This is a genomic window from Saccharopolyspora spinosa NRRL 18395 (assembly GCF_000194155.1).
In the GTDB taxonomy this organism is placed as follows: Bacteria; Actinomycetota; Actinomycetes; order Mycobacteriales; family Pseudonocardiaceae; genus Saccharopolyspora; species Saccharopolyspora spinosa.
The window spans coordinates 6,449-21,982 of sequence record NZ_GL877885.1 but is presented as its reverse complement, the minus strand read 5'-3'; the positions used below and the strand labels follow the sequence as shown (position 1 = coordinate 21,982).

The window sequence follows — 15,534 nt, the reverse complement described above, 5'->3', positions numbered from 1 at the left end:
ACCTTGCTCGTCAGCCAACTGCCGCAACGCCCGACCCGCATCCGCGAACGCCCGCTTTACCGAACTAACCCGAGAAACCCAGCACTACCCTCCTGCCAACGAGCCTCTTCCGCTCTCACCGCCTCTAACGTGTCGCGAGTCAAACCACTCACCGCCACACCGAAATCAGGGTCACCGGCCAGGTAACCGGCCAGTTCCCCCCGCACCGCCCAAGCACCGCGCCCGTCACCCGGATGCTCACCCAACCACTGCGCCAGCACCATCCGGAACCGCCACAACACCTTCAGCGGCCCCAAAACCCCTTCCGCATCAGCCAACAACCGGTCCACAGCATCACGACCCACAATCCCGGCCCACTCATGCACCTGCGCCACTGCCCGCTCGTACCGCTCATGCCAGTCCCGCAGAAACACCTGTGCATCCCCTAAATGACCGCCATGCGTCAGCAGCCCATGCGCGACCGCATTCCACGATGAATCATCCAGCATCCGCCCGAAGTGCTGGTCCACGTCAGCGAACGCACGACCCACCGGATCTGGACCGTGCAGAGCCTCCAACTGCCGTCCGTCGTTATTTCGGAGCTGCGTCCGCAACCCTTGAACAGCAGCGACAGCTTCCTCTGCCCGGCTGCGGATCGCGTCGACAGGAACCCCATCTAGATCCAACCACTGCGCGATCTGGGCTTCATATGCGTTCCACAGGTCAGTGCTTGCCTCCGCCTCCGTCAAAATCTGCCGCAGAGACCCCACCGCAGCTTCCAAATCGGAGCTCAGCCGGCCCCCGACATCATTAAGAACTTTGCGACCCCAGTCCCTAGATCTATTGGACCGCTCCCCCAGGTCTGAGATGGTGCAAGCCACGCGAAGCGCGTATTCACCCGCCTCGTTTCGCAACACCCGGTCGACAGCAGCACTGTCCGGCAAACCACTGAAAGAAATGCCAACCGCCACGCGCCGATGAAACATCATCATTGCTTCAGATTTCAGTTTTCCAGGATCCGGAGCCATCGTGGCGGAAAGCAAGATGTCGGCAGTACTCGAGTCCGCACCGCCACTCAGGTCACCAGCCAGGTAACGGACCAGTTTCCACCGCAACTCCTGCACCTGCTGATCCCGCAGGTTCGGCGGGCTCGTCATCAACTCGTGTGCCATCACATCCCGGAACGGCTGCGACTCCTTAAGAGACCCCAAAACCTCATCCGCAGCAGCGTACAAACCGTCCACGACACCATGACCTTGCTCGTCAGCCAACTGCCGCAACGCCCGACCCGCATCCGCGAACGCCCGCTTTACCGAACTAACCCGAGAAATAACGCGCAGCGCTGGATCATCATCGACCCCGCGCACCATCGGGGCAGCAGCCTCCGCCTGGTCGCCAGCACGGTCTGCTTGCCAACGCGTCTCTTCCGCTTTCACCGCCTCGAATGCGCCGGGCGGCAAACCACTCACCGCCACACCGAAATCAGGGTCACCGGCCAGGTAACCGGCCAGTTCCCCCCGCACCGCCTGAGCACCGCGCCAGTCACCCGGATGCTCACCCAACCACTGCGCCAGCACCATCCGGAACCGCCACAACACCTTCAGCGGCCCCAAAACCCCTTCCGCATCAGCCAACAACCGGTCCACAGCATCACGACCCACAATCCCGGCCCACTCATGCACCTGCGCCACTGCCCGCTCGTACCGCTCATGCCAGTCCCGCAGAAACACCTGTGCATCCCCTAAATGACCGCCATGCGTCAGCAGCCCATGCGCGACCGCATTCCACGATGAACCATCCAGCATCCGCCCGAAGTGCTGGTCCACGTCAGCGAACGCACGACCCACCGGATCTGGACCGTGCAAAGCCCCCAACTGCCATAATCCGCCATCTGCTGTCTCGAAACTCTCCCGCATTTCCGGAATCGCGTTACTCCGGAACCGCTCCCGCAGCCCCTGAACAGCAGCGACAGCTTCCGCTACCCGGCCGCGGATACCCTTGACGCGCATGTGCCGATCAATACGCAACCACTTCGCGATCTGGGCTTCATATGCGTTCCGCAGGTCAGCGCTTGCCTCCGCCTCCGCCAAGAGACCCCACCGCAGCTTCCAAATCGGAGCTCAGCTGCTGCTTGACATCCGTAACAACTCCGACAATCCACCAATTCCCTCTATTAAACCGATTCATCAAATGAGACCTGTCGCAATCCTCACGAAGCACGTATTCACGCGCCTCGTTTCGCAGCACCCGGTCGACAGCAGCATCCTCCGGCAAACCACTAAGCACCTTGCCAACCGCCACGCGCCGTCGATATATCAGCTGCTCTCTAACCTTATCTTCGTTCTCCACAGAAGACACGGTTCTCGTGGCGGCAAGCAAGTCGTTGGCAGTATTCGAGTCCGCACCGCCACTCGGGTCACCAGCCAGGTAACGGACCAGTCCCCACCGCAACTCCTGCAACTGCTGATCATCCCGCGGGTTCGTCATCAACTCGTGTGCCATCACATCCCGGAACGGCTGCGACTCTTTGAGAGACCCCAAGACCTCGTCCGCGGCAGCGTACAAACCGTCCACGACACCTTGACCTTGCTGGTCGGCCAACTGCCGCAACGCCCTACCGGCATCCGCGAACGTCCGCCTTACCGAAACAACCTCAGAAATAACGCGCAGCGCTGGATCATCATCGACCCCGCGCACCATCGGGGCCACAACCTCCGCCTGATTCCCACCATGATCCGCCTGCCTACGCGTCTCTTCCGCTCTCGCCTCCTCGAATGCGCCGGGCGGCAAACCACTCACCGCCACGCCGAAATCAGGGTCACCGGCCAGATAACCGGCCAGCTCCCCCCGCACCGCCTGAGCACCGCGCCAGTCACCCGGATGCTCACCCAGCCACTGCGCCAACACCATCCGGAACCGCCCGGACACCGCCAGCGGCCCCAAAATCCCGTCCGCATCAGCCAACAAGCCGGCCACAGCCTCACGACCCGCAATCCCGGCCCACTCATGCACCTGCGCCGCGGCCCGCTCGTATAGCTGATCCCAGTCCCGCAACAACGCCTGCGCATCTCCTATATGACCGCCATGCGTCAGCAGCCGATGCGGGACCGCATTCCGCAATTGATCATCCTGCATTCCCCTGAAGCGCTGTTCTACGCCGGCGAACGTGTAGCCCACCGGATCTGGACCGTGCAGAGCCTCCAACTGCCGTAACTCGCCGCCTGCTGTCTCGAAACTATCCCGCATTTCCGGGATCGCGTTATCCCGGAACCACTCCCGCAACCCCTGAACAACAGCGACAGCTTCCTCTACCCGGCTGCGGATCGCGTCGACACGCACCCCATCTAGATCCAACCACTGCGCGATCTGGGCTTCATATGCGTTCCACAGGTCAGTGCTTGCCTCCGCCTCCGTCAAAATCTGCCGCAGAGACCCCACCGCAGCTTCCAAATCGGAGCTAAGCTGCTGCTTGACATCATTAAGAACTTTGCGACCCCATTCCCGAGATCTGTTGAACCGAGCCCCCATAGCGGTGATGCTGAAATCCTCGCGAAGCGCGTTTTCAACCGCCTCGGTTCGCAGCACCCGGTCGACAGCAACTTCCAGCAAACCACTGAAAGACATGCCAACCGCCACGCGCCGCTGAAACCTCTGCATTCTTTCAGATCTCGTGTTTCCAGGCACCCGGGCCACCGTGGCGGAAAGCAAGTCGTCGGCAGTGCTCGAGTCCGCACCGCCACCCAGGTCACCAGCCAGGTAACGGACCAGTTTCCCCCGCAACTCCTGCACCTGCTGATCCCGCAGTTTCGGCGGGCTCGTCATCAACTCGTGTGCCATCACATCCCGGAACGGCTGCGACTCCTTAAGAGACCCCAAAACCTCATCCGCAGCAGCGTACAAACCGTCCACGACACCATGACCTTGCTCGTCAGCCAACTGCCGCAACGCCCGACCCGCATCCGCGAACGCCCGCTTTACCGAACTAACCCGAGAAATAACGCGCAGCGCTGGATCATCATCGACCCCGCGCACCATCGGGGCAGCAATGGCCCCAGCGTCCGCCTGATTCCCAGCACCACCCCCCTGCCAACGCTGCTCTTCCGCTCTCACCGCCTCGAACACGTCGGGCGCCACACCCCCCCCCGCCAGGCCAATGACAGGGTCACCCGCCAGGTAACCGGCCAGTTCCCCCCGCACCGCCTGGGCACCGCGCCAGTCACCCGGATGCTCACCCAACCACTGCGCCAGCACCCCCCGGCCCCGCCGCGACACCTTCAGCGGCCCCAAAACCCCGTCCGCATCAGCCAACAAGCCGGCCACAACCTCACGACCCGCAATCCCGGCCCACTCATCCAACTGCGCCTCGGCCAGCTTGTACCGCTTATCCCAGTCCCGCACAGCCGTCAAATTATGTAGTTGGCGCTGCTCCCGCAACACCGGAACAGCGGCGGCAGCTTCCCCTGCCCGGCGGTGGATCTCGTTGACCCCCGTATGCTGATTAATAGGCAACCACATCGCGATCTTGGCTTCATATTCGATCCGCAGGCCAGTGGTTGTCTCCGCCTCCGCCAAAATCTGCCGCAGAGAATTCACCGAAGCTTCCAAATCGGATGTCAGCTTCCTCCTGACCTCACCAATAATTGGGGCGGCCCATGTCTTCCCCCTATTGAACCGAACTTCCAAATCGAGCCTGGTGTCGTAACGCCCAAGGAGCCCCTCCGCACGTGCCTCGTCTCGCAGCAACCGTTCGACAGCAGCATCGTCCCGCAAACCACTAAGCGCCTTGCCAATCGCCACGCGCCGGTGATAGCTCTGCCTCCCTCTAGACGCGACCGCGTCTATTCCAGGGACCGCGGTCACCGTGGCAGAAAGCAAGTTGTCAGCGGAACTCGAGTCCGCACCGCCACTCAGGTCACCAGCCAGGTAACGGACCAGTTTCCCCCGCAACTCCTGCACCTGCTGATCCCGCAGGTTCGGCGGGCTCGTCATCAACTCGTGTGCCATCACATCCCGGAACGGCTGCGACTCCTTAAGAGACCCCAAAACCTCATCCGCAGCAGCGTACAAACCGTCCACGACACCATGACCTTGCTCGTCAGCCAACTGCCGCAACGCCCGACCCGCATCCGCGAACGCCCGCTTTACCGAACTAACCCGAGAAATAACGCGCAGCGCTGGATCATCATCGACCCCGCGCACCATCGGGGCAGCAATGGCCCCAGCGTCCGCCTGATTCCCAGCACCACCCCCCTGCCAACGCTGCTCTTCCGCTCTCACCGCCTCGAACACGTCGCGAGTCAAACCACTCACCGCCAGGCCAATGACAGGGTCACCCGCCAGGTAACCGGCCAGTTCCCCCCGCACCGCCTGGGCACCGCGCCAGTCACCCGGATGCTCACCCAACCACTGCGCCAGCACAACCCGGAACCGCCGCGACACCTTCAGCGGCCCCAAAACCCCGTCCGCATCAGCCAACAAGCCGGCCACAACGGCACGACCCGCAATCCCGGCCCACTCATCCAACTGCGCCTCGGCCAGCTTGTACCGCTTATCCCAGTCCCGCACAGCCGTCAAATTATGTAGTTGGCGCTGCTCCCGCAACACCGGAACAGCGGCGGCAGCTTCCCCTGCCCGGCGGTGGATCTCGTTGACCCCCGTATGCTGATTAATAGGCAACCACATCGCGATCTTGGCTTCATATTCGATCCGCAGGCCAGTGGTTGTCTCCGCCTCCGCCAAAATCTGCCGCAGAGAATTCACCGAAGCTTCCAAATCGGATGTCAGCTTCCTCCTGACCTCACCAATAATTGGGGCGGCCCATGTCTTCCCCCTATTGAACCGAACTTCCAAATCGAGCCTGGTGTCGTAACGCCCAAGGAGCCCCTCCGCACGTGCCTCGTCTCGCAGCAACCGTTCGACAGCAGCATCGTCCCGCAAACCACTAAGCGCCTTGCCAATCGCCACGCGCCGGTGATAGCTCTGCCTCCCTCTAGACGCGACCGCGTCTATTCCAGGGACCGCGGTCACCGTGGCAGAAAGCAAGTTGTCAGCGGAACTCTCGTCATCACCAGACCAGCCCACCTCCCTCGCTCGACCGATCTCCCCACGCACATCCGCCACCGACGACTCCGACAAGTCGCCAGCCAGGAACTCCTCATCGGACCGCGCACTCCGACCACCAAACTCCCGCAATCCACCGGCACGGTGCGACGATGCAGACTGCTCCCGAGCCTGGCGAGCAGTTCTCGTCGTGGCCGTAGACGCCGTCTGCGGATCGGCCGGCGTGGTCTCCGGTTCGGGACTACTCCCACGAGCCGATGCCCGCTCGATTTCCCCGCCCCGCTCGGCAGTTTCCGCGCCAGTGGTCTCCGGGCGATCGGCCTCGGGCACGTCTTTTCCGTCGCCCGAGGACCTGGCTACCCGGTAGTTCTCCGCGTCGACCGCCGAGGAGGCTGCCGGGGCGTCCCAGTCGCGCGACACCAGGTGCTGCACGGCGCGTTTGTGACCGTCCTCGCCGAGCACTAAGCGCAGGACCACGTCCAGTGTGTCCCCGGTATTCGCCAGGAACGCGGTCTGCACCTCCTGGACGGCGGCCGGATCTCCGCGCAGCGCGGCCAGCTCACGCAGCACTGCGCTCTCGTCCACGGGGTCGCGAGACAGCAGGTGATCCAACGTCCGCGCCCGACGCTGCGGGCCCGGCACGAGCACATCCGGGCGCAGTCCCTGCGAAATCGCCACTTCCTCGATCCGCCACAGGTTCCGTGGCAGGAACGCCCGCTGCTTGCCAGTCATCAACCCGTCATCGGGTATGTAGGAGTTCTGCGAGCTGTGCGGCCAGCCGGTAGCGGTGTCGGTGGGCATTGGCGGATCTGCCCGGTTGAACACCAGCCGGTTATCGGCCTTCGGGCGCTCCTGGAAGTCACCGACCTGGTCCCTGCGCAGCCGCCGGAAGAAGTCCGGCGAGAGCCCCAGGTGGAAACCGACCGTGGCGGCGAGGCCATACCCGCTGCTCCGAATGTCCCAGCCCCCCGGATCGTCATTGGCAGACTGCCGGAGGTCGACGAGGAAGTTCGACTCGGCCCGGTTGTCGCTGAACTCCAGCTTGACGAAGTACCGCGCGTCCGGGTGCATCCGCTCAGGCCGGAACAACTCCGCGACTCCGCTGATCGCGCGGTCCTTCAGCTCGTCGACCTCCCGCTGGGCGTCCGCGAGCCGCTGCTTCGACTCGTCCGCCTTCGCCCGCAACCGCTGTGCCTCGTCCCGCAACGCAGCATCGTTCGATTCGCGTGCCGCGTCCGTCTTCGCTTCCGCGGCCCAGCGCTCGTCGGCACCCACCGCCTCCCGCAGCGGATTCAGATACACGTCCGTGTCCAGGTACGTCCGGACCGTGTACTCCGGCAGTGACACACCGTCCTCGGTCTGTCGGCGACCGAGTGTGTAGGTCCCCGGCTCGAAGTACTCATCGGGCAGACCGAGGTAATGCCCGAGCTCGTGGGCGACCGTCGAGCCGAGCGTGTGCGGGTTCCAAATGACCTGGTTGGTACCCGCGTTCGGGTCGGTGCGGAGGCCGATCGATCGATGGGCCTCCGCCGGGTCGTCAACGAACTCCAGCCGGAAGTGGAACTGGTCGCCGGAATGGGCCATCCGGTAGCCCTGGTTGTACAGCTCATCCACCGAATCGGCGGCGCGCCGCTTTAGGTCGTTGAGGACGTGCTGCCGCTGATCCAACTCCACACCGGCCTCGCGCGCCTTGTCCCGCTGCGCGTCGGCCCGCTGCCGAGCGGTATCGGCGTCGGCCTGCGCACGGGCAAGCACGCCGGCGTTGCCCGGCGACGAATCCAGTTGCTGTTCGAGTTGCCGGACGGCGACTGCGGCATTGTCGGCGGCGTTCTCGGCTTCCTCGGCAAGCCGCAGTTCACGCTCGGCCCTCTCCCGGAACGGCGTTAGGAACTCGCCGGAGTTCAGGTGCGCATTGAACGTGAACTCCTGCACCCCACGCCCCGGCGCCACCTCAAAGCGCCGCCAGTCGTAGCTGACAGCGCCCTTTCCGGTCACCAATCTGTTGGGACGGCTGGACATCCGGACATCCCCGACCTCGAAGTCCGCCTTGCCATCGGGAATCGTATTCCGCAAGTGTTCCCACGCGCCGGGCTTCAGCGGGCGGGGCAGCGGGTCGAACCACGATGCCTGCCGCGCCTGGGTGTGCTGCCAGGCGCGGTCTTCGACCCCGGGTTCCTTCCCACCGTGCCAGAGGGCGTTGTAGTAGGCGGCCTCTCGGGGGCCGGCCACTGGCTCGGTTTCCCCACTCTGCTCAGCGGTTTCCCCGCCAGTGGTGTCCGTCCGATCGTCCGCTTGCCGCGACGCGCGGAACTCCTCGTCCGGGTTCTGGTGGGTTTGCCCGGATGCGTCAGTGACCGGCTCGCCAGATCCCCGCCCGCCTGCACTGGCCACCGATGCCGTCTGGACAGCCGCTGTCTCATTCGGGACCACTGCTTGCTGACCGGAGTCCGGAACAGCAGTCGAGGCGTCCGCCAGACCGGCCACGCCCTGGCCGTTCCCGGCCGGCACCGGGGCACCGGTCCCGGTCACCGGCCTAGCCGAACCATCCGCACCGAACACCGTCCACTGCGGCCCACGCCCGCCCTGTCCCGGCGTCACCGCGACAACATCACGCCCCACCCCCTGCGCCAAGGCCGAACCCTGACCAGGCGACACCACCACACCCGCAGCCGGATTGCCCTGCGCGACCAGCAGCACAGGCCCGCCCGTGGAATCCGCGACACCATCCCGCACGAACTCCGCCAACCCGCCACCAGCAACCAGATCCGCCGGCACCGGCACCTGGACCGCGTCCACCCGCAGCCCCGCAAGCGGCGCCACCACCCGGTCCTGCTGCAGAGACGGCACCGCCTGCGCCCCATCCACCGACAACACCGCCGATTCCGGCAGATCCGTTCCAGCGTCCCCCAGACGCGGCCGCTGGCACGGCCGTCGCCGGATCCTGATGCGGATACGGGACCGCCTGCGCCCCCTCCGCCGACGGTATCGCCGAATCCGGTGACACCGCAGCAACATCAAGACGATGCGAATCCCCACGTACGGCGGCCGAGTCCACAGGGGAATCCCCATCGCGGCCGGTCATCCCACTCGGCGACGGCTGCCCTGCGGGCACACCACCGTCGGAGTCCACGACAGAACTAGACCTGCCAGTCTCCGGCAACGCAGCATCCGCGGGCACACCAGAAGCATCTGGGGTCACCGCTGGTGAGTCCGGTGTCTGCGAGGCATGCACCCCCAGCGGCCGGTTCCCAGACACATCCACACCATGCGCCCCGGGCACGGCCTGATCACCACCGGCAACCGGACTGTTCGGCGGAGGCTGCTTCACCACTTGTTCCTGCCCGGAACCCGCTACCGCGTCGGCATATGTGGGTGGTGGTGTGCCCGGCCATTGCTGCTCGGAATCGACTACCCCATCAGAACTTGCCGACAGCGTTGCGCCCGGCCGTTCCTGCTCATGACCTGGTACGGACGGAGCATCACTGGCTGGGTCCGCTCCGTTGACGCTGCCACCGGCAACCGAACGGTATGCCAGCGGCGGCGGTGCCACCACTTGTTCCTGCCCGGAACCCGCTACCGCTTCGGCATATGTGGGTGGTGGTGTGCCCGGCCGGTCCGAGGCATCTGAGGCATCTGATGGGGTGAACGCGCTCCCCCCCCCGCCCCGCCAACTCCTCCAACACCACAACCCGATCGGCAGCAACCTTGCTCGCCTGGTACTGCTTCGCTCTATCTGCCTTCGCTTGCTGCTTCCGCTGTGCCTTCGGCCGTAGCTCCGCCAGCTCCGCCTCCTGCTCCTCAGTCAACTCCCCCCGCCCTGCCAACTCCTCCAACACCACAACACGATCGGTAGCAGCCTTTCTACCAACCACCCCCGCCGGCACCGGCACCCGCACCGCGTCCACCGGCACACCCGCCGGCACGCCCGCAGGCACACCCACTGGCACGCCCCCAGACACGGCCGCCGGCACGGCCGTCGCCGGATCCTGATGCGGATTCACCAAACAACTCACCCAGCCCGGCTGCCGCAGAAGACTCCCCTGAGCGCCCCGCTGCCTGATCCTCCGGGCCCGCCCCGGCCCGGATGCTCAGTCCGGTGCCCTCCGTACCCAGGCTTTCCGCCAACGCCCGGGAAAACTCCACCACCTGGCCCTGATGATCACCGCCGAGTTCGTGGTGCTTTGCCGCGACCAGCGCCACCACATCCTCCAGCGACACGGCAGCATCCCCACGAGCCAACCCCTCGATGTCATGCGTGCCGTGCACAATCCGCCGCGCCGCCAATTCGTCATCACCAGACCAGCCCACCTCCCTCGCTCGACCGATCTCCCCACGCACATCCGCCACCGACGACTCCGACAAGTCGCCAGAGCCACTCTGCGAACCCGTCGACACCGATCTCGTCACCGTTCCGGAGGAGAATCCCGTCACCGTTCGGCGCCGACCAGGCCACGACCAGGTTCGCGTCCTTGTACAACTGATACGAGTACGCCTCGGCGACGACCTGCGCCTTCGACACACCCGGGGCCGGGAACAACACCGACTGTTCGGGCAGACCCACGACCAGCGCCGGGTGCCCTTCTACGGGATCATTGAGCTTCCACGGGCGGGTCCAGGCGAAAAGCTGCACCACCTGCGCCTGCGCGGCCTCGCTCAGCGGCAACAACTCCAGGAACACACCATAATTAGCCTGATTCACCCCCCGCAGAAACCCACACCCAGACCAACCCGACTCACCCCCCGCTACCGGACCTGCAACCCCCCACACTCCAAACCCCACCGCACCCCCCGCATCCCGCCACACCGCATCCCCCAGAAACGGCTCACCGAAAAACAGCCCGTCAGTGCCTTCACCCGCAGCCCGCCCCTCCCCAGCTGAATCCCCCATCACCTCATCAACCGACGCACCGAGATCAACGCCCCCATCCGACCGCGCGCCCCGGTCGTCCCGATCAGCCCCAGTCCACTCCGATGCCCCCTCGGGCCCGGAAATCGGCACATCCCGTCCCGCCACCGGGGCCCCACTCATCCCGGTGTCCATCACGTCCCGGCCCTTCTTCTGCGGCCCCCGCCCCGCCACCTTCTGCCGAAGCGCCCTCAGTTCCGCCGCCTGCTCCTCAGTCAGCGGCCCCCGCCCCGCCAACTCCTCCAACTCCGCAACCCTCGGCGTAGTCGGGGAGGAAACCGGAGAAATCAAACCCCCCGGCAACCGACCCAGCACCGCCGACACCCGCAGCATCGTCGCCGGCATCCTGTCTCAAGAACGCCGGCAACCCATTCGCGACAAACTCCCCATCAGCACCCACGCCCAGCAACACCCCAGCATCCGCCGCACCCTGCGGCACCTGCACCCCATCGGAGAGGAAACCGGCGAAATCAAACCCCCCGGCAACCGCCCCAGCACCGCCGGCGCCCGCAGCATCATCCCCGGCATCCTGTCCCAGGAACGCGGCCAACCCATTCTCGACAAACTCCTCATAAGCATTCGCGCCCAGCCTCACGCCCGCATCCGCCACACCCTGCGGCACCTGTGCCCCATCTACATCCGCCACCGCCCGAGCAAGCCACGCATCCAGATCGACGTCAGCCGACCACACGTCCCAGTCGACTTGATCAGCCCCAGCCCACCCCGACACCCCCTCCGGCCCCGCACCCCGATCTCCTGCCCAGAACCCACTACCCCATCGGAACCTGCCGACAGCGATGCGCCCGGCCGATCCTGCCCAGACCCCACGACCTCATAGAAATATGCCGGTGGCGGTGTGCCTTGCCGGTCGTGCCCGGAACTTGGCAGCACCGGAACATCACGAGTCGGCTTCCCGCCCGGCACACTGTCATCGACACCCCTTTTACCGTCCGTGCCGCCCACAACAACGGCAGGCACCGAAGGAGAACCGGACACCACCAGATCTTTGCCGGAGGGCGCCAGCACCGCAGCCGAATCCACCGGCCCGACCGGGGCTGGGACGGAATTGCACGCGACCGGTCTGATCCGTTTCGTAAACACCCGCGAGCAGACGCCCGTCCGGAGTCTTGTACACCTGCTCCACCGTCGTCAATACCGGTCCTTCAACGACATCGAGCACCTCTGCCAGCAGCTCAGCAGGAGCGCCAGGAATCGCCAGCAACGTCCACAAATCGCGATTCCGCCCGACACGGAGGTGCCCGAGCCACTCTGCGAACCCGTCGACACCGATCTCGTCACCGTTCCGGAGGAGAATCCCGTCACCGTTCGGCGCCGACCAGGCCACGACCAGGTTCGCGTCCTTGTACAACTGATACGAGTACGCCTCGGCGACGACAACCATAATTGGCCTGATTCACCCCCGGCACGAACCGATATCCAGACCCAACCGACTCACCCCCCGTTACCGGATCTGAAACCCCCAACGCCCCAGACTCCCCCGCATCCCCCGCAAACAGCTCACCGAAAAACAGCTTGTCAGGGCCTTCACTCCCAAACAACCCAACGGAACCCGCCCCCTCGCCGTAGTCGGAGAGGAAACCGGCAAAATCAAACCCACCGACAACCGACCCAGCATCGCCGACACCCGCAGCATGATCCCCGGCATCCTGTCCCAAGCTGCTCCAGCGACTCCCGCAACTGCGCAACCCGCACATCCGGCCCCACATCACCGGCTACACCCTCCACCTGCTCCTTCTCAGCATCGTCCAACCCGTCCCCCGACTCCTCCCACTCCGCCTGCACAACCGCATCCGGCACCCCGGACCCCCCGCGAACTCTCGCCAACCTCCCCCCGCGAACCCTGGTCAACCTCCCCCCGCGAACTCCCCCCACTCGCGTCGGCTCCCCCCGCCACCGGCCCGGACACACCGCCCCGACGCTTCGGACCCGTCACGTCGGCGGGCAGCCCGGACCCCGCGTCCGGGCTGCGCAGCCCAGAAGCACTGGGCGACAACACCACCTCCCCCTCCACTTCCGCCCCTGGCACCGGAATCACCCACATCCCGGTCGCAGCCAGCCCGGACACACCGCGCCGACGTTTCGGACCCGTCACCTCGGCGGGCAGCCCGGACCCCGCGTCCTGGCTGCCCAGCCCGGAACCACTGGGCGACAACACCACCTCCCCTTCCGCTTCCTGCCCCAGCACCGGAATCACCCAGATCCCGGTCGCAGCCAGGACATCAGCGGCCTCGGCGACTTCCTCCCCCTTCTGCGCATCCAGCAGATCCACCCCATCGCCGTCTCCTGCACGCACCGCAACGATCACATGCGCACTACCGTCAGAACGCTGGTAAATCACCGGCAAAGCCACACCCACCGGCATGCTCCGCACGTACTGCTCGACCCCGGCCACACCACCAACCCGCCGGGCCGTCGCCCCGAACGCCACCTGATCGAACATCGGCAACGTCGCGAAATCCGCCCGCACCACCTCATCCCAACCCGGCAACGCCTCCAACGAAGCCAAATCAGACTCAGCCTGCTCCAACGACTCCCGCAACCGCGCAACCCGCACATCCGGCCCCACATCCTCAACCCCGACCAACCCCTCCTCCGACTCCTCCAACCCCGCCTGCCGATCATCGTCCAAATCGGACAACGATGCCGCAGCCCGCCCCTCCCCCAACCCGTGCTGCTCCAGGTAGTAACAGACGATGTCCAGCCAGATCCACACCCCATCGGAACGGAAACTCACCGGCACCACAGACACCGTCGCGAGGAACTCATCCGGCACCCGGCCTGGCAAGCCCCAGCAAGACATCATGCATCCCCACCACACGCTCATCATCAACGGACACGTCCGTCCCCCTCATCGTCCCTCCGGGCTCATCAAACACGCCATCCATCACGACCCCGATCCACGAGCGGGCCAATATCGATAAACCTCAGCAGGATCGTCAGGAAAACGCCTGGCCCTGGAAACCATCGTCCGTACCCCTCATCGTCCCTCCAAGCTCATCGAACACACCATCCATCACGACCCCGATCCACGTACGGTCCAATACCGATAAACCTCAGCAGGATCGTCAGGAAAACGCCTGGTCCTGGAAACCATCAACGCCTCGCCCAGATCAGCCTTACCGGTAAACTCGCCGAGCGGGTTTTCCTCGGTCGACTCAACCGTCCGCAACTGCGCTGGAGTCCACTGCCCCTGCTGCACCCACTGCTTCGCAGTTTCGACGTTCTCACGCACACGATTCGGATTGAATTCCGGCGGCATCGCCCTCAAATGCCGCTCCATCCGACCCGCCAGCTCAGCCAACCGCGCAATCTCAGCCGGCACGAATCCCGCAGCCCGCCCCTGCCCAGACTCACCCACCTGTTCCCCCAACCTCGACTCAACCGTCCGCAACTGCGCTGGAGTCCACTGCCCCTGCCGCACCCACTGCTTCGCAGTTTCGACGTTCTCACGCACACGATTCGGATTGAATTCCGGCGGCATCGCCCTCAAATGCCGATCCATCCGACCCGCCAGCTCAGCCAACGTCGCAATCTCGGCCGGCACGAGTGCCGCAGCCCGCCCCACCCCAGACTCACCCATCTGCTCCCCGGCCGGTTCCCCCTCGTCATCCACCATCCCGGTCAACTCCGCCCACAACGCCTCGACACGCCCCCGCTCCTCCTCCCAGGCCCTCCGCAAACCCTGATCGAACATCGGCAACCTCTCGAACTCCGCCCGCGACATCTCGTCCCGTGGAGCTGATTGAGGCGCAGAAGGCGGAGTTGGAGGCGGTGCAAGACCGGGATGAGGATCGGGAGAGCCCACCCCAGCCCAGACACACCCACCCACTCCCCGACCGGAACCCCCTCACCACCCACCATCCCGGCCGGAACCCCCTCATCACCCACCATCCCGGCCAACTCCGCCCGATGGAGCGGCATTTGAGGACGTTGCCGCCAGAATTCGATCCGAACGGTGTGCGTGAGTACGTCGAAACTATGAAGCAGTGGGTGCACCAGGGACGGTGGACTCCAGTGCAGTTGCAGACACTTGAGTCGGGCTTGGGTGACATTCATGTGGTGGAGAAAAGGTTGCGCAATGTTCGCCGGGCGAAGGTGCGTGAGGTGTATGTGCAGGCGAGGCAGGCGATTGCGCAGGGGCGTGTTCCGGTCACGTATTTCGAGGGCGGTGTGCCTGGTGGGGTGAGCTCTCGGTCGGACGTGCGTCTGGGATTCGAGGTCGAGTTCAAGCTCCCGGGCGATCATTTCGATGAGCGGGTCGAAAGTCTGGGGGCGGAGCTCGAACGAGAGGGGCTGGTGGATTGGCGGACCGCCCACGGCTCGAAACTGGTTCGTAAGAGCGATGCTGTGGAGATTTTGGCTAACGGTAAGTGGGCGTTGCTCGATGAGTGGGAGCCTTTCGAGGTGGAGGCGACATCGCCGATCCTGCGTAATGACACTAAGCGGCCCGTCAGGGAGCAGGTGTGGCCCAGTATGGAGAAGTTGCTGAGCGTGGTACGGGGGCAGGGCGGTTATGGCTCGGAGTCCGGGGGGCACATCAATGTCAGTTTTGAGTGGCAGTTGACCCC

Annotated in this window: 6 protein-coding genes and 1 pseudogene; 1 reads left to right on the top strand and 6 read right to left on the bottom strand. The window is 65.0% G+C overall.

The features are described from left to right. Positions 1-56: 56 nt before the first annotated feature. From SSPN_RS0141255 to SSPN_RS0141210, 6 genes are all read right to left on the bottom strand, one after another. On the bottom strand, positions 57-2,069 hold the full coding sequence (locus tag SSPN_RS0141255; RefSeq protein ID WP_010316523.1) for a hypothetical protein: 2,013 nt from the start codon (positions 2,067-2,069) through the stop codon (positions 57-59). Next, positions 2,044-8,904 carry a hypothetical protein gene (locus SSPN_RS0141250; protein ID WP_148272128.1) on the bottom strand — a complete coding sequence of 2,287 codons (6,861 nt, stop codon included), beginning with the start codon at positions 8,902-8,904 and terminating at the stop codon, positions 2,044-2,046. The genes SSPN_RS0141255 and SSPN_RS0141250 overlap by 26 nt, the downstream gene beginning before the upstream one ends. A 1,426-nt stretch (positions 8,905-10,330) precedes the next feature. After that, entirely contained in the window at positions 10,331-10,738 is a 408-nt protein-coding gene (locus SSPN_RS56165) for a hypothetical protein (RefSeq protein WP_237710990.1), read from the bottom strand. A 418-nt stretch (positions 10,739-11,156) separates the two neighbouring features. Next, positions 11,157-11,636: a hypothetical protein gene (locus SSPN_RS57420; protein WP_158309728.1), complete on the bottom strand. Its 480-nt coding sequence runs from the start codon at positions 11,634-11,636 to the stop codon at positions 11,157-11,159. 1,065 nt (positions 11,637-12,701) lie between these two features. Beyond that, a complete protein-coding gene (locus SSPN_RS58125; RefSeq protein WP_192814569.1) occupies positions 12,702-13,769 on the bottom strand; it encodes a hypothetical protein in 1,068 nt (355 codons plus the stop codon). Between the two features lie 210 nt (positions 13,770-13,979). Then, the gene (locus tag SSPN_RS0141210) at positions 13,980-14,660 is read right to left on the bottom strand and encodes a hypothetical protein (RefSeq protein WP_148272127.1); all 681 of its coding nucleotides are present in this window, start codon (positions 14,658-14,660) and stop codon (positions 13,980-13,982) included. Between the two features lie 320 nt (positions 14,661-14,980). Here SSPN_RS0141210 and SSPN_RS53380 point away from each other — a divergent pair. After that, a pseudogene (locus SSPN_RS53380) lies at positions 14,981-15,534 on the top strand (hypothetical protein); the annotation flags it as partial.